Origin of the sequence: Sutcliffiella horikoshii, from assembly GCF_008180725.1 — a bacterium.
Classification (GTDB): Bacteria; Bacillota; Bacilli; order Bacillales; family Bacillaceae_I; genus Sutcliffiella_A; species Sutcliffiella_A horikoshii_B.
In genome coordinates, this window is the sequence record NZ_VTEV01000005.1 from 1 (window position 1) to 24,953 (window position 24,953).

The following is a 24,953-nucleotide window of genomic DNA, read 5'->3' on the forward strand; positions in this document are numbered from 1 at the left end:
CACTTGTTCTTCCCTAACAACAGAGCTTTACGACCCGAAGGCCTTCATCGCTCACGCGGCGTTGCTCCATCAGACTTTCGTCCATTGTGGAAGATTCCCTACTGCTGCCTCCCGTAGGAGTCTGGGCCGTGTCTCAGTCCCAGTGTGGCCGATCACCCTCTCAGGTCGGCTACGCATCGTCGCCTTGGTGAGCCGTTACCTCACCAACTAGCTAATGCGCCGCGGGCCCATCTGTAAGTGATAGCCGAAACCATCTTTCAATAAAGAACCAGGAGGTTCTTTATATTATCCGGTATTAGCTCCGGTTTCCCGAAGTTATCCCAGTCTTACAGGCAGGTTGCCCACGTGTTACTCACCCGTCCGCCGCTGACCTTTCAAAAGCAAGCTTTTAAAAGGTCCGCTCGACTTGCATGTATTAGGCACGCCGCCAGCGTTCGTCCTGAGCCAGGATCAAACTCTCCAATAAAGAGTCTGAGCTTTTGCTCAAAATTTGCTAGCTTGTGTTACTTAAAATCATTTTGTCGCGTTCCGTAGAACCGACGTTATGACGCTGTTGTTTTGTTTAGTTTTCAAAGATCATTTTCATCAGTCCGTCGCTCTGAAGCGACTTTATTAATATAACATGTTTCGTTGTTGGAAGTCAACATGTTTTTTTAATTTCTTTTTTCTCGTTGTCCCGCTGAAGCTTTTCTCTTGCGGCGACGAATAATAATATACCATGTAACGACAAACATCGTCAATACAAGTTTTAAACTTTTTTAAAATAATTTTCAAAAGGGAAAGAAAAGGTAAAGCTCCTAAGGAAATCTTCCTCCATTAGGAGCCTTATACGTAACATCATTTGTATTATTTTTCTGGTACGACCTGATAAAGTCGGTGGTAAACACCGTTACCTTTAGTCTGTTTTTTCTCCACTTGCAGGAAGCCTTTTTCAACTAAGTATTCAACAAGTACGCTTAGATCTACAGAATACTTCTGGAGTTTAGGGTGATGCAACATATCATTATAGGACCAAGCTTCTTCTTTCTCCATTAAGACTTCTATTAAATGTTTGGCTCCAGTTCTTGTTCTGGAGTAGATCATGAACTCATTTGCAAGGAAGAGTAGTTCCAGTCTTTTATCGATTGGTTCATCCCCTTGAATGAGTTCTTCATATAATTTGTAGATTTCTGGTTCAATTTTCTTCACCTGATTCCAAACGGTGATTTCTGGATGAAAGCCATGATCGATAACTGCCAACCTTGCCAAGTGGTGAAGGGAGTGGACGATATGGTTATATGCATCGATATAATGTTTGGAATCGAAGAAATCTTTACCTTCTAGGTATCTTCTTATTAGTTTAGCAAATTCTAAACCAATTTTTAGTTTACGGTCTTCGAGTGGGAAATCGAGTAGCTTCCCTCTTAGGGCGTAGATAAACTCATTTCGGTCAAAGAGTACTTTCCCATTGATAATCCAATCAATGACTCTTCGGTTCGTTCCAAGCGTTATCCATTCTTCTAATTGCTGTTCGCTTGCGATGTATAGCGCGGCTTTCTTTTGAAGCAATTCATAGTGTTTGACGTATAAGGATTCATCCAGCTCTTTTACTACCATAAAGAGAATAACATCAAATTTATCTGTATTTGGGCTAACTGGGTTTTTCTTTTCTATCATTAATATTCCTTGCGTGTTTGATTGACTTGCGCGTTCTTGATAGATAGGACGAAGTAAATCTTCCATCTTAAGACCTCCATCATTAAAGGGTTCTTCCTATTATTCGACACTTTCTTTTAAAAACCTTTTTATCATTTTTAATCCAGAACATTCGGTCAACTTCTAAATTCAACATGTGTGTGACTGTAACTCCATTTACGGACAAAATGTGCTATTATATTGTTTTAGGAGGTAGTGTTCATGGCTCGTAAATATTCTAGTAAAATTAATAAAATAAGAACCTTTGCACTCAGTCTTGTCTTTATCGGTTTCTTCGTTATGTATATAGGAATATTCTTTCAAGGAAACATGTTGGTCATGACTTTGTTTATGTTATTGGGGCTTTTATGTATCGTTGGTTCCACAGTTGTTTATTTTTGGATCGGCATGTTATCGACAAAGGCTGTACAGGTAGTTTGCCCGAACTGCGGGAAGCATACTAAAGTTCTTGGCCGTGTTGATATGTGTATGTATTGTAACGAACCGTTAACGATGGATCCTTCCCTTGAAGGAAAAGAATTTAATGAAGATTATAACTCAAAAAAGAAAGCTGATAGGAGCTAAGTCCTATCAGCTTTTTTATTGGTTGTTTTCCACGTGCGTGCAAAAGGTCAATGAGCGCCTTTGTCACATTCTGGGCAGACACCGTAAATTTCCATGCGATGGCGAGCAATTTTGAATCCAGTAACATGGGCAGCCAACGCCTCTACTTCATCAAGACCTGGATAATGGAAGTCGACAATTTTGCCGCATTCGTCACAGATCAAATGGTAATGGTCGGTAGTCACGTAGTCAAAACGACTGGAGTTGTCTCCGTAGGTCAATTCTTTCACAAGACCAACTTCACGGAAAACTCTCAGGTTGTTGTAAACGGTCGCGACACTCATGTTTGGAAACTTTCCTTCAAGTGCTTTGTATATATCGTCAGCTGTCGGATGAGACATAGATTGAATAAGATACTCTAAAATCGCATGACGCTGTGGAGTTATGCGAACTCCAGTTTGTTTTAGCGTTTCAAGCGCTTCTTTTAATTGTTCGTTTGCCACAGTCATGCACCTCGCTTTTCATAAAGATTATTACTTTATAATATTTATAATTAGTGTACCGTGATATTGATATTTTTGTCAATGTTATTACTTATATCTATATGAAGTTATCTAAATTTTAAACCTCTGGCTTTAAAATTGGTTCTTCCTTCTTTAATTGACTGTTCACATAGCGTGCAACGACAAACAAATAGTCAGAAAGACGGTTTAAATAGGCAAGTACATTCGGAGAAAGTTCATCACTCAATCCTACAGCAGATCTTTCCGCTCTTCTTACGATTGTTCGTGCACTATGCAAAGCCGCTCCAGCTTTCGACCCGCCAGGTAATACGAAATTCGTCAACGGAGGAAGTGTTGCATCAAGTTCGTCCATTTCGTCCTCGAGACTTTTCACATGCTTTTCTGTCAGCTTCCATTTCACTTCTTTTCCTGCAGGTGTGGCAAGTTCCGCTCCTACGTGAAAAAGGATTGTCTGGATGTTGGAAAATGATTTGATTAATGTTTCTTTACGGTTGAATTCCTCTTCGTCTAGATACGCAATCGCAAGGCCGATCATGGAATTTGCTTCATCACATGTTCCATATGCTTCTACACGCACATGATTTTTATCCACTCTTTGTCCATAGACTAAAGAAGTTTGTCCTTTATCGCCTGTTTTGGTATAGATTTTCATGTATACTCCCATCCCCTGCTTTTAAATTTAGTTTCTACTTTCCTTATAGCAAAAAAACACCTGCAAGTCCATTATGGACAAGCAGGTGTTTTCATTTTTCATTAACCTACATAATCAATTGGTGCGTTCGGTCCGATTGGCAAGCCTGTAAGGATCCAAACGATAAGCATAAGAACCCATACGATGGAGAAGAACACAGAGTATGGAATCATCGTTGAAATCAACGTACCAATTCCCACTTTTTTATCATACTTTTGCGCAAACGCGATAACGATGGCGAAGTATGGCATTAATGGTGAGATGACATTAGTAGTGGAATCAGCTAGACGGTATGCCAATTGCGTAAGCTCAGGGGAATACCCTAGACCCATCATCATTGGAACAAATACCGGAGCCATGATTGCCCATTTAGCAGAAGCACTTCCGATAAATAGATTAATGAAACCAGCTACAATCATAAAGACAAGTATTAAAAGAATGCTCATAAAACGATTTTCGCTATCAAAACCGATTCCTTGAATGAGTTCTGCTCCATTAACCGCAAGAACAAGTCCAAGGTTTGTTTCATTAAAGTAAGCGACAAACTGACCAGCAACAAATGCAAGGACGATATATGCCCCCATCGTTGCCATTGTGTCGGACATTTGGTTTGCTACGTCTTTATCATTTTTTATTGATTTTGTGATCATTCCATAAACAAGTCCGGGAATGAAGAACATAATTAGAATTACTGGTACAAGTGTATGGAAGAATGGCGCTTCTAGGAATGAGCCATCTCCACGTAGTGGTCCCCAAGAAGGTACAACTAGCAATGCCATTACTGCTATGGTTGCAATAAACGCAAACAATGCAGCCCATAAACCTTTTTTCTCTTCAGGTTTTAAGTAATCAACGTCCCCTTTGTAAGCACCTTTGTACTCACCAAGGCGAGGTTCAACAATTTTATCGGTTACAAACGTACCGACAATAGTTAGAACAAAAACTGACGCAAACATGAAGTAGAAGTTCATCATATAGTTCATTCCTGCAGCATATTCCGGGTCAACCGTTGCTGCCGCTTCTTGTGTTAAAGACCCTAATAACGGATCAAGAGATGTTAATAGCAAGTTTGCACTGAACCCGGCTGATACACCAGCGAACGCTGCTGCAAGTCCTGCCAGCGGATGCCTTCCCAGTCCTGCGAAAAGTACTGCACCAAGTGGTGTCAATACTACGTAACCAGCATCCGCTGCCATAGATGACATAATCCCTCCGAAAACTAGAGCAGCTGTCATCAGTTGTTTAGGAACGGATGTTACCAAACCGCGAAGACCTGCACTGATAAGGCCGGATCTCTCCGCAATACCAATACCAATCATTGTTACAAGCACTGTTCCAAGCGGAGCAAAGCCTGTAAAGTTTGTAACGGCACTTTCAAATATGTAAGCGATTCCTTCGGAGCTCATTAAGTTCTTGACAGTAAGAACTTCTCCTTCATTTAAAGGATCGTCTACTTGTACACCCATGCTGGAAAAGATTCCAGAAGCGATAATTACCAATAACGCGAAAATCGCGAATAACGTTACTGGATGTGGCAACTTATTACCAACGCGCTCAATGCTATCAAGAGCACGCATAACAAAGCCCCGTTTCTTTTGCGTTGCTTCCATATTAAAATCCCCTTTCTCAATCTATTAAATTTTCAAAAAACAATAAGAAAAAATCCTTTACCAGTATAATAAAAAACACTTTAGGATGGAAGTGTTCTGGTAATATACGCAAAATAACCAATTTTTGAAATAATATCAATTCTATGTATCCTTTATCAAACTAACGTGCTTCCCTATTATGTGTCTTTCTTTACTTTACCCATAATATATAAACTCATATCATAAAAAAGGAGTGCAAGCTCTATGCTCACACTCTAATCACGTCAACTTTTGAGGAGGTATGCCCTACACTATAAAATACTCTGGCAGGGACCTTTTGTAGTTAGACGTTTGCCTCATTTATTTTAAAAAAGGCTTTTCCTCTTGAAGATTTTCTTTTATAAAGCTTAGAGCTTCCTCCACGTGACCCTTCACTTTTACTTTTCTCCACTCTTTTACTAATTCGCCTTCTTTATTGATGATAAATGTGGAACGTTCAATACCCATATATTCTTTGCCGAAATTTTTCTTCAACTTCCACACATCGTAGAGTTCTGCTACTTCATGATCCTCGTCAACTAAAAGCATAAACGGCAACCCGTGCTTTTCAATAAACTTTTCGTGCCTTGATTGAGGGTCTGGACTTACTCCAAGAATCACCGTGTCCAGATTTGAGAAGTCTTCATGCATATCCCGGAAATCACATGCCTGCGTGGTGCATCCAGGGGTCATATCTTTCGGATAGAAATATAGTACGACATTTTTCCCTTGAAAACTTGAAAGGGTCACTGTTTCCCCTGTATTAGATAGCAACGAAAAACCAGGTGCCTTTTTGCCAACTTCTATTGTCATCTTTTAACTCCTCCTTGAACTAATACTATTTCTTTAAGCCTATCGAAAGAATGAAGAATTTTCAAGAAATGAGGTAGCATACATATACTTTCTAAATTGTCCTACACTAATAAAAAATAGTAAAAGAATGGAGGAAGTGAAATGAAGAAAGAAGAAGAACTTCATGAAGGTGCAGTAACAGAACACCAGAAAAAAATCAGCGTCAACCAGAAGTCCATAGAGACTCCCTTGAACGCTGACGCCAACTGTCCGGAACCGATATCTGAGTTATCAAACCGCTTTCTATACGAGGGGAATTAGTAAAATTTACCTCTCACGCCCATCCATATGAAGGACCACCCGTACTACAAAGGCTGCAGGCATGACAAAACCTATCAATGCTTCTGTCATGGCAATGACCCTGCCAATACCAATCGGCGTAATATCTCCATACCCAACCGTCAAAATGGTAATTGCACTAAAGTAGACAGAACGAAAGAAAATGGAAAAATAGCTGCCATTAATCAACTCGCCTCTTTCCAACAGTACAGGGTGCCCTTCAATATGGAGAACGGTATATAACAGACCAAATGAAAGCAGAAGTGTGGAGTATATCAACAGTAACAGAAGGAGTGTTTCTTTTGAAACATAAGGTATGCTTCTGCTTTCTGAAGAAAACACATGTGAAAAACTTATGAAAATAGCGATGAATATGAAGATGACGATAAATAAATAAAGCATCCTACTCCTCCAATGCGCGGACATGCCATTAGTACAATATACGCAGCGGAAGAACAGGTATGCTTTTTTTGTACAGCTTTAATTCCCTGCACCTCTATATTTGGTTACTCCGACATTCCAAACGAATACGGCCAGAATAAAGAATACCAATCCTATAAATGGAGTCATAAACGCATATCCATACCACTCTGACTTGCCAAGGAAATATGCAGACGGATAGACACCAACAAAGGCAAAAGGAAGAATCCAAGTCAAAACAAATCGAATGACATTGTTGTAGATATCCACTGGGTATCTACCATAATTCCCGATATTATACATCATTGGCATAATAGATGTTCTTGCATCTGACCAGAAACCGATACTTGCAAGTAAGACGAATATACCTGCATACACAAGCGCTCCGCCAAGCACAAAAATAATTAATAGTAGATAATCGTACCAGGCAAAAGTGAGATCTAGCAGACTTCCTGCATAGACCATGATGGCTGCACCTGTTACCACACCAAATAGAGATTCCAGTTCCATCCGCTCGAGCACCACTTGAAACAGACTGTGAATCGGCCTTGTCAGGATGCGATCCATCTCTCCTTTTACAATATACCGTTCATTAAAATCCCAAATGTTAAAAAACGCGGAAAACAGGGCAAACGGCACCAAAAAGAACCCATAAATGAAAATGATTTCTTCCCTGCTCCAACCGCTCAAAAGCTGAGTATGGCCAAAGACAACCAGGATAAACACCAGGTTTACTGCCTGAAACAACAAGTCGGAGAGGATTTCCACAACCAGATCAGCACGGTATTGAAACCGTGTTTTTATATACTGGCCAATGTATTGAAAAAACATCGAAACATAAAACATTCCTCATCCTCCTTGCACTACTAGTTGTTTTTTTGCCAAATTCCAAAGTAACTGTATCGGAATAATCAAGATGAATACCCAGACCGCCTGCATGAGCAGTGCTTGAAATACCGCATTTCCTGTTATACCCTCTGTAAAAATCATACTTGGGATATAACTGATTGCCTGAAACGGCAGGAAACTCATGACGTCTTGTGCCCATAACGGGTAAAAGCTGATGGGTAAAAGCAATCCTGAAAATAAATCAATGACGACACGCTTAGCACGAATCAACCCGTCATTATTAAATAGAAAAAACGTCATGATACCTGTAAGCAGGTTGATCTGTGTATTCACAATAAAACTGAAGATGATGGAGATGCCAAAAAGACCCCACGTGGCAAAGTTTGCCGAGAATTCCAGCGGAAAGACCAATGCCACGATGACCATCCCTGGCACAGAGAAAAACACCAGTCGGAAAATCCCTTCTCCTAGCCCTTGCATCGTTTTCATACCAAGATAGTTATACGGCCTGATTAATTCCACGGCCACCTTTCCTTCTTTTATCTCTTGGGCAATTTCTCGGTCAATATTATTAAAATAAAACGCACGGGCCATCCAAGCGACAGCGACATATGTGGTCATTTGGATGGTGGAAATGCCTTGAATATCTTCTTTTCCGCTATAGATTGCTTGCCAGAGGAAGTAGTAGGCTCCTATATTGATGCTATAAATTAGAATTCCAGAATAATAGTTTGTTCGATACGCGAGCATCATCAAAAAGCGGATGCGTATCATTTCGATATATTTATCCATGTGTCAACACCGGCTGCTTTTGGGATAAGGCATCCCCGGTAGCCACCATTCCCTTATCATAGATATTACGGATAATTTCCTCTGTAGAGATCTCTTGGATGGTGAGGTCGGTAATAGCAAATTTGCCAACTACCCTTCCAATCAGTTCAGAAATTTCCTCTTCTTCTTTAGAAACCACCGCGCTCCAAATTGTTTCTTTCCCTTCGTTTTTCCAATGAACGTCGAGATCTGGAGTCAACGGCAACAGTTGTTCTTCTGTCACATTTTGAGCAAACTGGAATCGAATTTGTTTTCCTTCCCCCCAGTTGTTACGAAGCTTTTGAAGAGAACCATCATATATGATTTTCCCTTCGTCTAACATGACCACTCGTTCGCAGAGTGCTTCAATGTCTGCCATGTCATGTGTCGTTAATAAAATGGTTGTTTTATATTTTTCGTTTATTTCTTTTAAGAACTGACGGATTTTAAGCTTCACTAGAACATCCAAGCCAATTGTCGGTTCGTCCAAGAAAAGCAATGGCGGATTGTGAATAAGCGCTGCTGCCAGTTCACATCGCATGCGCTGACCTAGTGACAACTTTCTTACTGGCTTATCGAGGAGATGACCGATATCAAGCGTTTTAATGACATGGTCCATATGCTCGTTATAATCCTCGTCTGATACTTTATATACTTTTTTCAAAAGACGGAAAGACTCTTGAACCGCGATGTCCCACCAAAGCTGGGAGCGCTGGCCGAATACCACACCAATAGAGCGGACAAACTCTTCCCTTTCTTTATGCGGGTTCATGCCATTGACGCGCACTGTCCCAGAGGTCGGGGTGAGAATTCCGGTCAGCATTTTTATGGTGGTTGACTTTCCTGCACCATTTTCCCCAATATATCCTACCATCTCCCCTTGCTTAATGGTAAAAGAAACATCGTTGACGGCTGGCACTATTTTATAATTTCTCGTAAAAAGGTCGCGAAACGCTCCCTTCAAACCAGAACGACTAGAATATGCTTTAAACTCTTTTCGGAGTGAATCTACTTCTATGACGTTATGCATCTAAGTTACTTCCTTTCTATTTATGTGCTTATTTGAAAAAAGCTCATAAAGACTAGTGTATTACATGTGAGGGGTAACACTCAAACGGGAAGCTTTGGGAATTGCTTGATTGGGGTGTATTAATAATTTTGCTGAGTTGTAACCAGGAAGATAGTAATTTTGTGATGACAGAATAAACTGCTTCCTTCCTCTTTTGGCATCGTTCCCGCTCTACGGTAACAAAGAGGCGTTTTAATGATGCCCGGAAAGAGAGAAAAAGCAGAGGAGCCGTCGTCCTAGGGAGTGTATGAAGCCCGGTGAAGGTGAAAAAGAATAGGAGCGGTCGCCATAGGTAGTGTATGACGCCCGGTGAGGGTGAAAAAGAATAGGGGCAGTCGTCATAGGGATTAATCCTTTGATCTAGTTTTAACTATCTTTACACCTTAATATGGACTTGACTCTCTGCGATGACAAAACCAACCGCTACCCTCCTCTTTTGGCGCCGTTACCGCTCTGCGATGACAAAACCAACCGCTCCCTTCCTTTTCTGACATTTTTTCCGCTCTTCCCTGAGTCCACCCTCCATTTCTCCATTACATCCCTTCCGCATTCATGATAAAATAACATATCATTTGATTTACCTTTATCAAGAGGAGGACTGGATTAATCATGAGCTTTTCTAAATCACAACAAATACACGAAGAAGCACTGCAACATATCGTCGGCGGTGTAAACAGCCCGTCACGTTCTTATAAAGCCGTTGGCGGCGGCGCACCGGTCGTAATGGAACGCGCGGAAGGTGCTTATTTCTGGGATGTTGACGGCAACAAATACATCGACTACCTGGCAGCATACGGACCAATCATCACTGGTCATGCCCATCCCCACATTACAGAAGCCATTACAAAAGCAGCACAAACCGGAGTTCTTTACGGAACACCTACTCCCCATGAAGTGAAATTCGCGAAAATGCTGAAAGAAGCGATGCCTGGAATGGACAAGGTACGTTTCGTCAACTCCGGCACAGAAGCGGTAATGACGACAATCCGTGTGGCACGGGCCTACACCGGTCGCGACAAAATCATCAAGTTTGCCGGCTGCTATCACGGTCACTCCGACCTTGTGCTTGTTGCAGCAGGATCTGGTCCGGCAACACTTGGCACACCAGATTCCGCTGGAGTACCTAAGAGCATTGCCAATGAAGTTATCACCGTTCCTTTTAACGATATCGAACCGTTCCGTGAAGCGATGGAAAAATGGGGTGACCAGATCGCCGGTGTCCTTGTGGAGCCAATCGTTGGTAACTTTGGAATCGTGGAACCTAAACCCGGCTTCCTTCAAGCCGTTAACGAAATCAGTCATGAAGCTGGCGCACTAGTTATTTATGATGAAGTTATCACAGCATTTCGCTTTATGTACGGTGGAGCACAAGATATGCTCGGTATCACACCAGACCTGACAGCGCTTGGGAAAATCATCGGCGGCGGTCTACCAATCGGAGCGTATGGGGGCCGTGCGGAGATAATGGAGAAAGTGGCGCCACTTGGACCTGCATATCAGGCAGGAACCATGGCCGGTAATCCCGCATCCATCCTATCAGGAATCGCTTGCTTGGAAGTACTCCAAAAAGAAGGAGTATACGAACACCTTGACCATATCGGCCGCCTGCTAGAAGAAGGTATCCTTAAAAGAGCAGAAAAGTACGGAATTACTATCACCATTAACCGCCTCAAGGGAGCACTTACCATCTACTTTACAGATGAAACGGTAGTTAACTATGAACAGGCAGAAAATACAGACGGCGAACAGTTTGCAAAATTCTTTAAACTGATGCTGAATCAAGGAATCAATCTTGCGCCTTCCAAATACGAAGCATGGTTTGTAACAACCGAGCATACCGAAGAAGATGTAAGAATGACACTAGATGCAGTCGAGCATGCATTCAAAGAATTAGCCAATGCATAAATATACAAGACAGCGTGTACACCAACACGCTGTCTTTTTCTACACCGAACCTTGAAAACGCTTACAAATACACACTTTTTCTCCCCTTCCACATGTATGACCTCTTCAACTTTTTGCATAAAAAATTGATTTTTATTGTTTGAAATGTTAGTATATAATTTAAAGTCTGAAAATTCCCTTATTTATTTTTCCTCACTTTTTACCTATTTATAAGAAAACCGCAGAGCTTACCTCACGCAGAACAGATAGACACTACTAACTAACTGCCTAGGTTTTTCTTATCAAACTATCAAACCACAGGAGGTGAATGGCTAGTTAGGGTCCCCACTTTAATCCCTAGTTAACAGCCAATCCATATGAAAAATTGGAGTCCAAGTACATTTAAAGATTTTCACAACGCAGAACATGATGCATGTGGTATTGTATCCGCTATAGAAAAGAAAAAAATCCCAACAAAGAAAAATATTGATGACTGTATAGATGCTCTTGTCAAAATGAACCACCGTGCAGGTTTTATTAACGGTGAAGGAGACGGTGTCGGCATTCATATCGATATCCCCCGTGCTCTATGGAAAGAAAAACTTGAGAAAATCAATCAAGACGCTTCGCTAGTAGATCGCGAAGACTTCGTTGTCGGTCATCTTTTCATCAATCACCATGTAGATGTAGACCAAGTAAAACAGGAGATTACGAGCATTTTAGAAAAAGAATCTCTTAAACTAGTTTTTGCTTCTGATACCGTTACTTCATCTGAAGCATTAGGACCGATTGCAATCATCCAAGATCCAGTGTTCTGGCAGATTGCCCTTGTTTCAGAAAAAGAAGATTGCACGCAAGCGCAGTTGTTCCAAGCTGGCATTGAAATCGAAAAAAATGATGACGTACATGTAGCGTCCCTATCGAACTACCACGCAGTATATAAAGTAATGGGTGCGGGCGATATTTTGCCAAAATTCTACCATGACCTGGCAAATCCGCTTGTAGCGTCCACGATGACACTTGGTCATAACCGATATTCTACTAATACGCTTTCAAACTTTTTTCGCGTGCAACCATTTAGCGTCCTTGGCCATAACGGTGAGATCAATACGATTGCTAAGCTCCGTGACGAGGCAACAATGATTGGCGTGCCGCTGACAAATGGTGGTAGTGATTCCCAGGATTTAAACAGAACGATTGATACCCTTATTTCTCGAGATGGCTTCACATTATTTGAAGCACTTGATATTGTTTTCCCGCCAATTGTCAATGAAATCAAAAGCTACCCTGCTCATTTACAGGACCTATACACTTATGTACGTGAAACATGGGGCCACTTTGCACAAGGTCCTGCAGGTATCATTTCTCGCAATAAAGACGAAGCAGTATTCAGCCTAGATGCCCTTGGCTTGCGTCCCGTTTGGATGCTTCAAACAGAAACTTCGTATTATTTTTCATCAGAACCAGGTATCATTCCGACAACAGAATACACAGCAGAGCCAAAGCCTTTCTCCCCTGGCGAAAAAGTTGGGATGAAATGGGATGGCGATACAATTAAAGTGTATGACTATCATGCCTATCAAGAAGAAGTCTATCAGCGCATGAACGCGAAATTTGCTATAGAAGGTTTCGCTGAACGCCTGAATGCACCAAAGCTTGATAACTATGTATCCACCGCTCCACTTGCAAAAGTGCATAACGGACATTATGCAGCATTCGGTTGGGACCGTGAGCATATCCAGTTAATCGAACAAATGGCGGAAAAAGGTGCAGAACCGATCCGTTCCCTTGGTCATGACGTGCCGCTTGCTGCCATGAATCCTGGCCGCAACAATATCGCTGATTTTATTAAAGAAAGCGTTGCAGTCGTAACGAATCCGGCAATCGACCGTGACCGTGAGACAGAACACTTTTCTACAAGAACGGTTCTTGGTGCCCGTCCTGCATTGCAAAAAGAAGACGAAGTACCAAACGGCTACACGATGGAACTTTTATCTCCACTATTAATTGAAGGCCAGGTTGGGATGGATTGCGCCGCCGAGTTGGGGCAGCCTTCTTTCGACCAAGTGGTAAACCAGTTCCAAACACAAGGCCTGACCTATTACGTAAATGCTACCTGTGGTTCGGATGAAGACATCACCTCTGCATTAGACCGTTTGAAAGCAGAAGCGGTGGAAGCCGTAAAAGACGGCAAAACTTTATTGATCATTGATGATGCCCAAGCACACAAGGACGGACAGCTTTGGTTGGATCCGCATCTTGTGACAGCAGCGATTAATGAAGAGTTGGTTCAACACCAATATCGCCGTAAATGCGCACTATTGCTTCGTTCCGGTGCCATCCGCTCCCTTCATGATGTAATGGTAGCAATCGGTCTTGGTGCAAACTCCATCAGCCCTTACCTACTATTTGGAACAGTTAGTGATGAGACAACAAAGCCAGTTTTGAACCTTTTCGGAGCACTGACAAAAGGAATGGAAAAAGTCATTTCCACCATTGGAATCCATGAAATAAGAGGATACGGTCGCTTGTTCTCGGCAATCGGCCTTCATAAAGAAGTCGAAGATGCACTTGGAATCGTCAATTTCCTTGGCTCTGACAAACTCGGCTTTAATTTTACAAAATTAAAAGAGGATGCTGCAGAACGTGCAGTGGACTTTGAAGATGACAAAGCTCGTCCAGGCAAGTCGTTCCACCTCTTCCCTCGTATTTGGAAAGCAATCGGGGACGTGGCAAAGAACGGAACATACGATGACTATCGTGAAAAACTGGATGAACAAGAAACGAAAAACCCTATTACCATTCGTCATTTAACTGACTTGAGAGTCGCCGGCAAACAACCTGCCAAAGAAAAAGTGAATATCGGGGTAGGCGCACACGACTTGCCATTCGTCATTGCTTCCATGTCCTTTGGTTCTCAAAACGAGATTGCATTTAGAGCCTATGCCGAAGCAGCAGATAAGCTGAACATGGTCAGCTTGAATGGTGAGGGCGGCGAAATCAAAGATATGCTTGGAAAATATCCAAAAACACGCGGGCAGCAAGTTGCTTCCGGACGTTTTGGTGTAAATGCCGAGCTGCTTAACTCCTCCAACCTATTAGAAATCAAGATTGGGCAAGGAGCAAAGCCTGGTGAAGGTGGACACCTACCTGGATCTAAGGTTACAGCCAAAATTGCCGAAGCACGTAACGCAACGATTGGATCGGATTTAATCTCCCCATCCAATAACCATGACATTTACTCTATTGAAGACTTGGCGCAGATGATTGCCGAGCTGAAAACAGCCAACGATCAAGCGAAAGTGGCAGTAAAAGTACCTGTTGTTCCTAATATCGGAACAATTGCAGTCGGAATCGCCAAAGCTGGTGCAGACATCATTACCATCAGTGGTTTTGACGGCGGTACAGGGGCAGCTAGAATTCATGCCCTTCAATATGTAGGCTTACCGGTTGAGATTGGTGTGAAAGCTGCGCACAACGCGTTAATTGAATCCGGTCTTCGCAACAAAGTGGAAATCTGGGCGGACGGCGGAATCAAGAGTGCATTAGACTGCATGAAGGTTATGCTTTTAGGCGCGAACCGAATTGGTTTCGGAACTCTCTCCATGATTGCCATCGGTTGTACAACATGCCGCGGCTGTCACTTAGATACTTGTCACGTTGGAATTGCAACGCAGATTGAATCCGAAGCACAAGCAAAAGATCACGGTCTTCGTCGTTTTGTTCCTAGACAATCAGATCTTGCCGTACAAGGATTAATGAATTTGTTCACTGCTTTTGGTGACGAGCTGAAAGCACTGACTGCTTCCTTAGGCTTTGAAAACTTACAAGAAATTGTTGGCCGCTCAGATCTTCTCGAGCAGACGCGCGGCTTGGAATCATTAGATCTTTCCAACTTGCTTCATACATTAGACGTGCCTCAGCTTGCACAAAAAGAAGTAGCAGCAAGCATGGAAAAAGAAAAGCTACTTGTTGCAGCTGGTGCGGAATATTTGGATTACCAAGAAAGCGACCTGCATGAATCCCGTCAATTTGATGCGGTTACAGCAGAACAACGTGTCCTTGGAAGCCGTGTATCCTGCCACCGTGTACGCGGTCGCTTGGATGGCTCTTATCTAGAGCTTCCTGAAGTAGAACTGCGCTACAACAAAGGCTCCATCCCTGGTAATGGACTTGGTGCTTATAACTCCACCGGTATCAACATCAAGGTTGAGGGTGGCGCACAGGACGGCATCGGAAAAACCGCATTCGGCGGAAGCATCTTTGTCTTCAAATATAAAGGAAAAGACGGCAAGTTCTACAACGGTTCTGTTGGAAAAGGCTTTGGCTACGGCGCACAAAAAGGCGCGCTTGTTGTGCAAGGAAACGCCGACGCCCGTGCAGGTATCCGTCTTTCCGGAGCAGACATGATCATCGGCGGGAAAGTTACCACTCCTATCCCTGCTGTTGAACATGGAAATCTTGGAGTCAACGCCAATATTAAAGGCTTTGCATTTGAGTACATGACAAACGGACGCGGCCTTGTCTTTGGTGACCCTGGACCATGGATCTGCGCAGGGATGACAGGTGGTGCCGTCTACCTTCGTCACCAGCCGGAAATGGGCTTAACAAAAGAAGCACTTCAACGCCGTATCGCAAAAGGCGCAAAAGTGAACATCGAACCACTGAATGCAGCTGGTTTGAAGGATGTTGTGGAGTTACTATCCATCTATCATCAATCACTGTTAGATCAACACCAACTAGAAGAGGCGGCAGAAATCAAGCAAATGCTCGACAATCCGGCAGACTTCTTCCTGCAAGTCATCCCTGTTAAAGAACAGGCAGACCCAGCTGTATCTACAGAATGATTTATTGCTTCAATCGGCTCGCAAACTTCAATTTGCGGGCTTTTTTCTGTCATATTTCCGCTTGCGCTACTTAAGGAAACGGTGTATAGTACAATATCGAATAACATGAATACCACACTTCCGACATATACTATTAAGTGTTTAACTTTCGAAATTATAGGCTATTAAAATCGGAAAGACAAGAAAGGACTTATTTTAAAATGAAACTTGGTGCCCGTATAGTCAAGACCGGTATCGCAATTACCCTTGCTTTGTTTGTGGCACAGTGGCTTAACGTCCCCACGCCATTCTTTGCAGGAATCGCCGCGATCTTTGCTATCCAACCATCCATCTATAAATCGTATCAATCCATTATTGAGCACGTTCAGGCAAACCTGATTGGGGCAATCTTAGCCATCATCTTCTCTTTATTATTCGGACATGACCCGTTCATCATTGGTTTGACCGCCATCTTTGTCATTGGCATTAACTTAAAGTTGAAAATTGAAAACACTATCCCACTTGCACTAGTGACCGTTATCGCGATCATGGAAAGTCCAGGGGAGAACTTTTTTGAGTTTGCGCTCGTACGTTTCTCGACCGTCATGATCGGTATCCTTTGTGCATTTCTAGTCAACCTGATCTTCCTACCACCAAAATATGAAACAAGGCTTTATTACAAGGTTAAATTAACAACAGAAGACATTATAAAATGGATTCGAATCAATATGCGTCACGGTACGGAACATCATCTCTTGAAAACAGATATTGAAATGCTTCATCAACGAGTTCTGAAGCTTGAGCAACTTTTCATGCTGTATAAGGAAGAGCGGACATACTTCCCTACATTGAAAAATTCAAGCTCAAAAGCACGTAAGCTTGTAATTTTCAGACAGCTGATTGTTACAAGTAACCGGGCTTTGTATACTTTAAAAATGCTTCACCGGTTAGAAAACGAACTGCACCACATGCCGGTAGAATACCAGCATTACATTAAAGCAGAATTAGATCACTTGGTTAATTTGCACGAGCAGATTTTGTTAAAATTCGTAGGCAAAATAAAACAGCACAACACTTCAGAAATGTATGAAGAAGAACGCTTTAATAAGCAACAATTCATTGACGAATTCATGGTCCATAAAGACAACTGGTGTGAATACGAAGGTGACGTCGAGGTCTGGTACCACCTGTTCCCGCTCGTTTCTAAGATCATTGATTATAGCGACCAATTGGAGCATTTAGATAAGTTGATCGATAGCTTCCAAAAGTACCATGTGGATGATAATGAGTTTGAAATTGGAGCAAATGAAGAAGAATAGGACACTTTCCTGCTTTTTTAAAAGGCAGGGAGGTGTTTTTTTGTGGGGAAAATTGCTTAAATGTAGAAGTTAATCCGGGAAATGTAGAAGTTCGGCTCTAAACAGTAGAACACTACTCTAAAATGGTAGAAGTTCTCCACTAAATGGTAGAACATCTAACTACCACTAACATCCACATGCATTTTCATAAAAAAAACAACCTCCAGCAAAGAAACTTTCCTCCGCTAAAGGTTGGCTCACGAAAAATCAACTTATTTCCTGTATCGTAAACAAATTATAATAGTGACCTTTTTTCCTCATTAATTCCTCATGAGGACCTACTTCCACTATCTCACCGTGCTCAAGCAACACAATGCGGCTAGCATGCGTAATCGTTGATAGACGGTGAGCGACGACAAAGGTTGTCCGATTGGCCGCCAATCGTTCAAGCGACTCCTGAATCAAATGTTCGCTCTCAAGATCAAGTGCAGATGTTGCTTCATCCATTACAAGGATTGGCGGGTTCTTCAAGAATACACGGGCGATGGCCACACGCTGTTTCTGGCCACCAGATAGCTTCACACCGCGCTCTCCCACTTTCGTCTCGTAGCCATCAGGCAAGCTTGAGATAAAATCATGAGCATTGGCCGCTTTGGCCGCTTCGATAATTTCATCCATTGTTGCATCCGGTTTTCCAAGGGCAATATTTTCGCGTACGGTATCACTGAACAAAATGCTGTCCTGCAGTACAATTCCAATTTGTTTCCGTAACGACTGAACGGTAACATCTCGGATGTCCACTCCATCGAGCTTAATTTTACCTTCTGTTACATCATAGAATCGTGGCAACAAGCTTACTAAGGTCGATTTGCCGCCACCGCTCATCCCAACTAGGGCAATGGTTTCTCCCTCCCGTACCTCCAACGACAATTTTTTCAAAACATACTCTTCGTTTTCTTCATATTTAAAAGATACATCTTCAAAGCTTACTTCACCGCGTGCGGTCTTACATTCCACGGCATTGGGCTTATCCGTAATGTCATATTTCTCATCTACAAATTCAAACACCCGGTCCATGGATGCAATAGATTGTGTCAACGTTGTAGAAGAGTTAATCAATCGGCGCAACGGATTGTAAAGGCGGTCAATATATGCTACAAACATAACCATTTCCCCTACCGTCAGTCCCTGATTAATAACCTGATAACCCGCGTACCCAATTACTAAAAGCGGCGCGATATCCGTAATCGTATTTACCACTGCAAAAGTCTTCGCGTTCCAGCTTGTATGATCCAATGCTTTTTGCAAAAAATTTGTGTTCTGCTTTTTAAATTGCTCCTGCTCGTAGTCCTCAATCGCCATACTCTGGATAACTGGCATTCCTTGTACCCGTTCATGTAAGTGCCCTTGTACCTCCGCAAGCGCCTGTGAACGCACCCTTGTCAGGTGACGCAGACGACTGTAAAAGTATTTAATCGAAAATCCATAAAATGGGAACAACATGATAGACACAAGAGTCAACGTGATATCGACTTGGAACATAATGATGATTACAATTAAAATGGTCGCAAGGTCAAGCCAAAAGTTCATCAAACCAGTGATAACAAAATTCTTGGTCTGTTCCACGTCATGAATGACTCTTGAAATAACTTCCCCTGCCCGGTTGTTGGCATAAAAACGCAAGCTTAGCCTTTGAATATGATCGAACAACTTGTCCCTTAAATCATATAGGACCTTGCTGCCTGTCCATTGTGCAAAATATTGTCTGTAGTATTCGATTGGCGGCCTTAACACCAAGAAGGTAATAAAGATTGCGCCCATGATCATGAGCAGCTCGTTCGTTTTTTCCTCTGCTGAGCGGCCGTCTACAAGCAATATGTCATCGACTACGTATTTCAATAATAAAGGAATTAATAATGGCAACCCAAATTTCAGCATTCCTATAAGTATGGTACCGACAATTTGCCACCGATACGGTTTCACAAATTGCATGTACCGTTTTATACTATCCAATTGACTTCCTCCCAAATGATGCCTGCTATCTTCTCTTTTTAGCTTCCGCTTTTAAATTTGAAACATGTATGTTTCTTATAAACCCCGCTGTTGATCTCCGCAAATGGCTTCGCTTTCCTAGGGTTGGTGCTTAAGCCTCCTCACAACGCTTAGAGGCCACTGAAAAAGACTGTTATTTTAGGATTTCACTAATCACCGCTGTTGATCTCCGCAAATGGCTTCGCTTTCCTAGGGGCACTGCTGGAGCCTCCTCGGCTACGCCTGCGGGGTCTCCACCTAGTGCTATCTCCCTCAGGAGTCTTCGCCATTTGCTACAATCACCAGCTTGGAAACATAAAAAAAATTACGTTATCAGTTATTCAGTGGCTTCCAACGCTTCAGGGTCTCAAGCTACCACTACCTCCCTCAGGAGTCTTCGCACTGTGCTCCAATCAGCAGCTTGGAAACACTCATTAACAAGCCATAAAACAAAAAAGGCCTGGCATATCAAGTTACCAGTTGCCTTTTGCATGACACTATCCTCGGTATGTGAGGTAGCGTTCGTACCACAAATCAATAAAGTCCGGAGCAAACGGACCTTTCCGCTGCCTGATCCACGAAATTAACGTTTGAACATTACTCTTTAAGATTTTATCGATTACTTCTGGGTAGTTCATCTCTTTACGGTGTTTTTCGTACTCATCTTCATCAAGCAAGATAAACGTCATATCAGGGAACACTTTTATATCTAGGTCATAATCTATGTATTTCAACGCTTCATCATCTGCTATAAATGGTGAACTGATATTGCAATAATAGTACACTCCATCTTCTCTGATCATGCCGATGATATTGAACCAATGCTTACCATGAAAATAACAAATTGCTGGTTCTCTTGTGACCCAGGTTCTACCGTCCGACTCTGTCACAATGGTTTTGTCGTTTCCACCAATAACAAGGTTTTGCGTCCCCTTAAGCACAGTCGTTTCATCCCACACTCTGTGAATGTGACCGTTGTGCTTATAGCTATGTATTTGTATTGTTTCACCTTCTTTGGGACAACCCATTCCTCTTCCCCTTCTTTCTATTTTATGCCCGCACTTCTCAGCTAAAAGCAAACCATTTTCTACTATTATAACGGTTCCCGTGAGATTTTAAAACAAAAGAGCCATCTTTATGAAAAGAAGATAGCTCCACCACTCTAAATATACTCTGATTTAAACTGAATTTATTCGATTAGAAAGACTCCTGCAAGTGAAAAGATTTAATTGCCTCTTCTGTTTGCGTTTCAAAAATGGATTGAATTTCTGCTAATTCCTCTTTCATCTTCGCTATGTCTTCTTTTAATTTTCTTAGCTTTGCAGCTTCTTCCTGTAATTTCTCGAGCTGTTCTATCACCTTTTCATTCTGCTCAATCTCACCCTGAAGTAACAATAATCTATCCATCGTCTTCAACTGCTCCGCCACCGCTACATCAAACCTATCCACCACAAAATCCTCCTCCTTACCAAATACCATATCCTCTACTCATAACATTCTTCCCCCACCTCCCAATCCCTTTGACTACATATGTTGAGCAAAGGGAAGTTTTGTCGAGGAATTTTTTAAACAACGAAGAAGCACTCCCTATCGGTTTGATAAGGAGTGCTTCGTGTTATTGCTTAATTATTGTTGTTGTTGGTTTTGTTGGTTCTTTTTCGCTGCTGCTTGAGCGTTTTGTTGTTTCACGTGTTGCGCGCTAGTTTCGCTCGCATACTCAGCACCATATTGTTGTTGGTTTTGTTGAGCATTTTGTTGTTTAACGTGTTGAATGCTTGTACCAGAAGCTGTTTTAGCTTGGTTTGGTTGGTTGTTGTTTGCCATTGTTTATCACCTCCACGAAATTTAAGATAACCATTTCGAAAGGAAACTATGACAAAAAAGTTGAAAAATATTTTCTTTATATTTTAGACGAGTAAAGACCTGCCACCATCTACGATAATTGTTTGTCCTCGAATCATGCTCGCCTTTTCAGATAATAAGAATAACACTGTATTTACAAGATCATCTGGTTCCACCATACGTCCAGCAGGTGTATTATTCTTTGCATCCTCAAGCAGCTCTTCTCTATTTGGGAAGTGCTTCAACGCATCCGTATCCACTGCCCCACCTGATACTGCATTCACCACAATATTCATATCTGCAAGTTCAACTGCCAGATAACGAGTCAACGCTTCAATGGCAGCCTTTGAAACTCCAACGGTCGTGTAATTTTTCAAATAGCGGATGGAGCCTAAAGAGCTGATGCTGACAATCTTACCTCCGCCCACTTTCTCCATTCTTTTTGCAGCTTCCTGTGCTAAAAACAGCAATGCTTTTGAGTTGATATTCATTGTCCAATCCCAATGAGACTCCTCTAGTTCCATGACATGGCGGAGTACACCTGATGCGGCGTTACTCACCAATAAATCAAGGCGTCCAAACTCTTCGTCAATTTTCACAAACATCTCTTTAATCTTTTCCGGCTGTCCGACATTGGCTTTCACAGTCAGTGCCTTTACACCTAGCGCCTCGATTTCGGCGGCTGTTTCTTGTGCAGCTGATTTACTGCGATTATAGTTGATGACAATGTTATAGCCGTCTTTAGCCAATTCTAATGCAATTTTCTTTCCAATACCACGGCTGCTTCCCGTTACTAATGCCACTTTGTTAGTCATTTTCTCTACTCCTTTATGTATGGTAACTATATATAATATCTTTCAGTATAAGCCTTATTGATTCATCAAACAATAACAGCATAAACATTGCCATAAAGGAGGCAGAAGCTATGTACGTTGGACGGGATATGACCGAACTATCGATGCATTCAAAAAAAGAATGGAAAGACAGCGAACTGGCTTACTTTCACCATTCCTTGCAACAAATGGTCCCATATTTAAATGCAGAAGGTCAGAGCATTCACATGGAGATTGTGAAGGAAATCGAAGCACGTGGCGGATTTAAACGTCACGAAGCAGATTGGACACATGGAACCCGAATAAGTTATGACTGAACATGCAAAAGGATCAACCGAAAAAGGTTGATCCTCCATTTTTCATTCTACAGTTTTAAGATATTCTTTCCACATGTTCTGATGTGAAACAGGAAAAGCATACTCCTTCATTTCTTCTGCAGTAACAGCAACAATATCACTACCCACAGGAAGCTCTCCTTCCCAGCTTCCAACGTAAACATTTACATCCCATACTAAATGAGAGAAGACGTGTTTAATATCGCATACATACTCGCCAGAAGTTACATTCATATCATATTCCGTTTTCATCATTTGCTGTAACTGCTGCTTCGCCGTTCCAAGCTCATCAACTTTCACGAAATTAGGGAACTCCCACAGGTTTGCCAACAATCCTTCGCTTGGCCTCTTATGAATTAAAAATCGTCCGTCATTATCTTTGAGAATTCCTGCAACAAGTGCGACCTGCTTCGTTGATTTCTTTTTTGTTTTTACAGGAAGCTCCCGTTGAACTCCCTCTGCAAAAGCACGGCAATGTTCGCGAACCGGGCATAACAAACAAGATGGTGAAGTTGGTGTGCAGACCATTGCACCAAGTTCCATCAACCCTTGATTAAAAAAGGACGGGTTCTCTTTTGAAATGAGATCCCGAATGACTTCCTCAAAAATTTTCCGGGTTTTAGGCTTGGCAATATCATCTTTAATCAACAGTATCCTAGATAGTACTCTCATGACATTACCGTCCACGGCAGGTTCAGGAACACCATAAGCAATACTAAGAATCGCTCCCGTTGTGTACGGGCCCACTCCTTTTAATGTGGAGATTTCCTTAGGCGTATCAGGAACAATGCCCCCGTAGCTTTCATGGACCTCCCTAACCGCGCTTTGCAGATTTCTTGCACGAGAGTAGTAACCAAGACCTTCCCAAGCCTTTAACACCTTGTCCTCTTGTGCTTCAGCCAAGCTTTGGATGTTTGGGAATTGTTCAATAAAGGAATTAAAATAAGGGATAACTGTGTCCACTTTCGTCTGCTGGAGCATGATCTCTGACACCCAGACTTTGTAGGGATCTTGATCCTTACGCCATGGCAAATCTCGTTGCTCCCGTTCAAACCAAGTAATTAAATCATTTTGAAAACCATATATATCAAAGTCATCTAGTCGTTCGTGATGGGTACTTTCTTTTTTCAAAATAAACCTCCATTTTTTAGCTAGAAATTTTCAAGCCTATATATTCAACCGTTCCTGCTTCTGTATCAATATATTGGGAAAGTTCATGAAAAACGTTGCTCTGATTAGAACCTCGCAATGCTTTCATGGCAAAATAATGCGATTCAGTTGGAAGTAAAAAAGATTCCCGATAATAAGCCGCTCCTTTTTCAGAACCAGCTTTTGTCCAATGATACTCATTTGCTCCCATTTGGTTCATTGCTTGCAGAACGCGCTGCATCGTTGCTTCATATTGAAGTGTCACTGTTTCCTTTATAGGATATTGAATGAAAATATGCAACTGTTTTGTTATCATGTTTGAAAACACCCCTTTTGCATCAGACTAAATAAAAATTAGATTGAGCAAGTTTTTTTAACCAGCCGGAAAGGAGGCCTACCATTGGATACTGGAACACATGTTGTTATGGGTATAGCGATTGGATCCATGGCTACCATTGATCCATTTGTAGCAAGTAGCCCTGAAACAGCAACAGCCATCATGATGGGAGCAGTAATTGGTTCACAGGCTCCGGACACGGATACCATCTTGAAATTCAAAAATAATGCGACATATATAAGAAATCACCGTGGAATTACTCATTCCATTCCAGCAGTGTGCCTCTGGCCGCTACTTATAGCACCGGCTATCTATTTGTTTATACCAGAAGCTAATTTTCTTTACTTATGGATTTGGACATTTATAGCGGTAATCCTTCATGTTTTTGTCGACATTTTCAACGCTTATGGGACACAGGCGCTCCGTCCTTTTACAAAAAGATGGGTGGCACTCGGGATTATTAATACCTTTGACCCCGTAATATTCGGCTTTCATATTGCCGGCCTGGTCCTCTGGGGAGTTGGATTTCACCCAGGCTACACATTCCTGGCGATATACGGCATTTTAATTGCCTATTATGTGTTGAGATATCGAATGCAGCAAAAAGTGTTGCAACAAGTGCGTGAAATCATTCCAAGTGTTAAACAGACCCTCATTTCACCGACACTATATTGGAACCAATGGCATCTAGCCATTACTACTAAAGATAATTTTTACGTCGCAAGGGCAGTCAAGTATCAAATCTTCATTCACGATACGTTTGAAAAAGTACCACTTCCAGAAAACGCCATTATTGAAGCGGCAAAATTCGACGACAATGTTTCCGCATTTCTTTCTTTCTCTCCTGTATACCGGTGGGAGATGGAAGAATACGATGACCATTATGAGGTCCGTTTCATCGACCTTAGATACCGAAGCAAAGATTATTATCCTTTTGTAGCCATTGTACAGCTTGATCATAATCTGAATATTATCAGCTCGTATACAGGATGGATTTTCAGCGAAGAAAAGTTACGAACAAAACTAGAGATCATTCCAAATATAGACTAAACCGCTCG

23 protein-coding genes and 1 rRNA gene are annotated in these 24,953 nt (G+C 42.0%); 7 read left to right on the top strand and 17 right to left on the bottom strand.

Annotated features, from left to right (window positions below; translation table 11 throughout):
• Together FZC76_RS12305 and FZC76_RS12310 are read right to left on the bottom strand one after the other, a co-directional pair.
• Positions 1–466 (bottom strand): 16S ribosomal RNA (locus FZC76_RS12305); the annotation flags it as partial.
• Between the two features lie 380 nt (positions 467–846).
• Complete coding sequence (locus tag FZC76_RS12310) at positions 847–1,722, bottom strand: nucleotidyltransferase-like protein (RefSeq protein WP_148988492.1); 876 nt, start codon at positions 1,720–1,722, stop codon at positions 847–849.
• 174 nt (positions 1,723–1,896) lie between these two features.
• Between FZC76_RS12310 and FZC76_RS12315 the strand changes: the two genes are divergently transcribed.
• A complete protein-coding gene (locus FZC76_RS12315) occupies positions 1,897–2,259 on the top strand; it encodes a YgzB family protein (RefSeq protein WP_148988493.1) in 363 nt (120 codons plus the stop codon).
• A gap of 47 nt (positions 2,260–2,306) precedes the next feature.
• Here the strand turns inward: FZC76_RS12315 and perR are convergent, their stop codons facing one another.
• The 4 genes from perR to bcp all read right to left on the bottom strand — a co-directional run bounded on the left by perR (position 2,307) and on the right by bcp (position 5,894).
• Complete coding sequence (perR, locus tag FZC76_RS12320; RefSeq protein ID WP_010198161.1) at positions 2,307–2,741, bottom strand: peroxide-responsive transcriptional repressor PerR; 435 nt, start codon at positions 2,739–2,741, stop codon at positions 2,307–2,309.
• A gap of 118 nt (positions 2,742–2,859) precedes the next feature.
• Positions 2,860–3,414 (bottom strand): cob(I)yrinic acid a,c-diamide adenosyltransferase, encoded by a 555-nt coding sequence (locus tag FZC76_RS12325; RefSeq protein WP_148988494.1) that lies wholly within the window; start codon positions 3,412–3,414, stop codon positions 2,860–2,862.
• 101 nt (positions 3,415–3,515) lie between these two features.
• A complete protein-coding gene (locus FZC76_RS12330; RefSeq protein ID WP_148988495.1) occupies positions 3,516–5,063 on the bottom strand; it encodes an AbgT family transporter in 1,548 nt (515 codons plus the stop codon).
• Between the two features lie 339 nt (positions 5,064–5,402).
• Complete coding sequence (bcp, locus tag FZC76_RS12335; protein WP_148988496.1) at positions 5,403–5,894, bottom strand: thioredoxin-dependent thiol peroxidase; 492 nt, start codon at positions 5,892–5,894, stop codon at positions 5,403–5,405.
• A gap of 141 nt (positions 5,895–6,035) precedes the next feature.
• On the opposite strand from bcp, the gene FZC76_RS23065 reads away from it, so the two are divergent.
• Positions 6,036–6,194: a hypothetical protein gene (locus FZC76_RS23065; RefSeq protein WP_187442060.1), complete on the top strand. Its 159-nt coding sequence runs from the start codon at positions 6,036–6,038 to the stop codon at positions 6,192–6,194.
• A gap of 6 nt (positions 6,195–6,200) precedes the next feature.
• Here the strand turns inward: FZC76_RS23065 and FZC76_RS12340 are convergent, their stop codons facing one another.
• From FZC76_RS12340 to FZC76_RS12355, 4 genes are all read right to left on the bottom strand, one after another.
• Positions 6,201–6,614, bottom strand: a complete 414-nt coding sequence (locus FZC76_RS12340) for a potassium channel family protein (protein ID WP_148988497.1) — start codon at positions 6,612–6,614, stop codon at positions 6,201–6,203.
• A 78-nt stretch (positions 6,615–6,692) separates the two neighbouring features.
• On the bottom strand, positions 6,693–7,478 hold the full coding sequence (locus FZC76_RS12345; protein WP_148988498.1) for an ABC transporter permease: 786 nt from the start codon (positions 7,476–7,478) through the stop codon (positions 6,693–6,695).
• Between the two features lie 3 nt (positions 7,479–7,481).
• Positions 7,482–8,273 carry an ABC transporter permease gene (locus FZC76_RS12350; protein WP_148988499.1) on the bottom strand — a complete coding sequence of 264 codons (792 nt, stop codon included), beginning with the start codon at positions 8,271–8,273 and terminating at the stop codon, positions 7,482–7,484.
• Complete coding sequence (locus FZC76_RS12355) at positions 8,266–9,321, bottom strand: ABC transporter ATP-binding protein (RefSeq protein ID WP_148988500.1); 1,056 nt, start codon at positions 9,319–9,321, stop codon at positions 8,266–8,268. Before FZC76_RS12355 ends, FZC76_RS12350 begins: the two co-directional genes overlap by 8 nt.
• 648 nt (positions 9,322–9,969) lie before the next feature.
• Here FZC76_RS12355 and FZC76_RS12360 point away from each other — a divergent pair.
• The 3 genes from FZC76_RS12360 to FZC76_RS12370 all read left to right on the top strand — a co-directional run bounded on the left by FZC76_RS12360 (position 9,970) and on the right by FZC76_RS12370 (position 17,389).
• On the top strand, positions 9,970–11,265 hold the full coding sequence (locus FZC76_RS12360; protein WP_148988501.1) for a glutamate-1-semialdehyde 2,1-aminomutase: 1,296 nt from the start codon (positions 9,970–9,972) through the stop codon (positions 11,263–11,265).
• Positions 11,266–11,621: 356 nt separating this feature from the next.
• The gene (locus FZC76_RS12365; RefSeq protein WP_148988502.1) at positions 11,622–16,091 is read left to right on the top strand and encodes a glutamate synthase-related protein; all 4,470 of its coding nucleotides are present in this window, start codon (positions 11,622–11,624) and stop codon (positions 16,089–16,091) included.
• Positions 16,092–16,291: 200 nt separating this feature from the next.
• On the top strand, positions 16,292–17,389 hold the full coding sequence (locus FZC76_RS12370) for an FUSC family protein (RefSeq protein WP_148988503.1): 1,098 nt from the start codon (positions 16,292–16,294) through the stop codon (positions 17,387–17,389).
• Positions 17,390–17,635: 246 nt separating this feature from the next.
• On the opposite strand, the gene FZC76_RS12375 is transcribed toward FZC76_RS12370, so the two are convergent.
• From FZC76_RS12375 to fabL, 5 genes are all read right to left on the bottom strand, one after another.
• Positions 17,636–19,381 carry an ABC transporter ATP-binding protein gene (locus FZC76_RS12375; RefSeq protein WP_148988504.1) on the bottom strand — a complete coding sequence of 582 codons (1,746 nt, stop codon included), beginning with the start codon at positions 19,379–19,381 and terminating at the stop codon, positions 17,636–17,638.
• Between the two features lie 515 nt (positions 19,382–19,896).
• Entirely contained in the window at positions 19,897–20,427 is a 531-nt protein-coding gene (gene ntdP, locus FZC76_RS12380) for a nucleoside tri-diphosphate phosphatase (RefSeq protein WP_010199009.1), read from the bottom strand.
• A 169-nt stretch (positions 20,428–20,596) separates the two neighbouring features.
• Positions 20,597–20,848: a YgaB family protein gene (locus tag FZC76_RS12385; protein ID WP_148988505.1), complete on the bottom strand. Its 252-nt coding sequence runs from the start codon at positions 20,846–20,848 to the stop codon at positions 20,597–20,599.
• 177 nt (positions 20,849–21,025) lie between these two features.
• A complete protein-coding gene (locus tag FZC76_RS12390) occupies positions 21,026–21,223 on the bottom strand; it encodes a gamma-type small acid-soluble spore protein (protein ID WP_148988506.1) in 198 nt (65 codons plus the stop codon).
• Positions 21,224–21,306: 83 nt separating this feature from the next.
• A complete protein-coding gene (gene fabL / locus FZC76_RS12395) occupies positions 21,307–22,056 on the bottom strand; it encodes an enoyl-[acyl-carrier-protein] reductase FabL (RefSeq protein ID WP_148988507.1) in 750 nt (249 codons plus the stop codon).
• 110 nt (positions 22,057–22,166) lie between these two features.
• Here fabL and FZC76_RS12400 point away from each other — a divergent pair, with 110 nt between their 5' ends.
• Complete coding sequence (locus FZC76_RS12400) at positions 22,167–22,391, top strand: hypothetical protein (RefSeq protein ID WP_148988508.1); 225 nt, start codon at positions 22,167–22,169, stop codon at positions 22,389–22,391.
• Between the two features lie 42 nt (positions 22,392–22,433).
• On the opposite strand, the gene mutY is transcribed toward FZC76_RS12400, so the two are convergent.
• Together mutY and FZC76_RS12410 are read right to left on the bottom strand one after the other, a co-directional pair.
• On the bottom strand, positions 22,434–23,540 hold the full coding sequence (gene mutY, locus FZC76_RS12405) for an A/G-specific adenine glycosylase (RefSeq protein ID WP_148988509.1): 1,107 nt from the start codon (positions 23,538–23,540) through the stop codon (positions 22,434–22,436).
• Positions 23,541–23,556: 16 nt separating this feature from the next.
• Entirely contained in the window at positions 23,557–23,874 is a 318-nt protein-coding gene (locus FZC76_RS12410; protein ID WP_148988510.1) for a hypothetical protein, read from the bottom strand.
• 84 nt (positions 23,875–23,958) lie between these two features.
• On the opposite strand from FZC76_RS12410, the gene FZC76_RS12415 reads away from it, so the two are divergent.
• Positions 23,959–24,945, top strand: a complete 987-nt coding sequence (locus FZC76_RS12415; protein WP_148988511.1) for a metal-dependent hydrolase — start codon at positions 23,959–23,961, stop codon at positions 24,943–24,945.
• Positions 24,946–24,953: the final 8 nt, after the last annotated feature.

Bases quoted from the DNA above. Each gene is read 5' to 3' on its own strand.
- FZC76_RS12310 (WP_148988492.1), bottom strand. From the start codon at position 1,722: ATGGAAGATTTACTTCGTCCTATCTATCAAGAACGCGCAAGTCAATCA.
- FZC76_RS12315 (WP_148988493.1), top strand. From the start codon at position 1,897: ATGGCTCGTAAATATTCTAGTAAAATTAATAAAATAAGAACCTTTGCA.
- FZC76_RS12325 (WP_148988494.1), bottom strand. From the start codon at position 3,414: ATGAAAATCTATACCAAAACAGGCGATAAAGGACAAACTTCTTTAGTC.
- FZC76_RS12330 (WP_148988495.1), bottom strand. From the start codon at position 5,063: ATGGAAGCAACGCAAAAGAAACGGGGCTTTGTTATGCGTGCTCTTGAT.
- bcp (WP_148988496.1), bottom strand. From the start codon at position 5,894: ATGACAATAGAAGTTGGCAAAAAGGCACCTGGTTTTTCGTTGCTATCT.
- FZC76_RS23065 (WP_187442060.1), top strand. From the start codon at position 6,036: ATGAAGAAAGAAGAAGAACTTCATGAAGGTGCAGTAACAGAACACCAG.
- FZC76_RS12340 (WP_148988497.1), bottom strand. From the start codon at position 6,614: ATGCTTTATTTATTTATCGTCATCTTCATATTCATCGCTATTTTCATA.
- FZC76_RS12345 (WP_148988498.1), bottom strand. From the start codon at position 7,478: ATGTTTTATGTTTCGATGTTTTTTCAATACATTGGCCAGTATATAAAA.
- FZC76_RS12350 (WP_148988499.1), bottom strand. From the start codon at position 8,273: ATGGATAAATATATCGAAATGATACGCATCCGCTTTTTGATGATGCTC.
- FZC76_RS12355 (WP_148988500.1), bottom strand. From the start codon at position 9,321: ATGCATAACGTCATAGAAGTAGATTCACTCCGAAAAGAGTTTAAAGCA.
- FZC76_RS12360 (WP_148988501.1), top strand. From the start codon at position 9,970: ATGAGCTTTTCTAAATCACAACAAATACACGAAGAAGCACTGCAACAT.
- FZC76_RS12365 (WP_148988502.1), top strand. From the start codon at position 11,622: ATGAAAAATTGGAGTCCAAGTACATTTAAAGATTTTCACAACGCAGAA.
- FZC76_RS12370 (WP_148988503.1), top strand. From the start codon at position 16,292: ATGAAACTTGGTGCCCGTATAGTCAAGACCGGTATCGCAATTACCCTT.
- ntdP (WP_010199009.1), bottom strand. From the start codon at position 20,427: ATGGGTTGTCCCAAAGAAGGTGAAACAATACAAATACATAGCTATAAG.
- FZC76_RS12390 (WP_148988506.1), bottom strand. From the start codon at position 21,223: ATGGCAAACAACAACCAACCAAACCAAGCTAAAACAGCTTCTGGTACA.
- fabL (WP_148988507.1), bottom strand. From the start codon at position 22,056: ATGACTAACAAAGTGGCATTAGTAACGGGAAGCAGCCGTGGTATTGGA.
- FZC76_RS12400 (WP_148988508.1), top strand. From the start codon at position 22,167: ATGTACGTTGGACGGGATATGACCGAACTATCGATGCATTCAAAAAAA.
- FZC76_RS12410 (WP_148988510.1), bottom strand. From the start codon at position 23,874: ATGATAACAAAACAGTTGCATATTTTCATTCAATATCCTATAAAGGAA.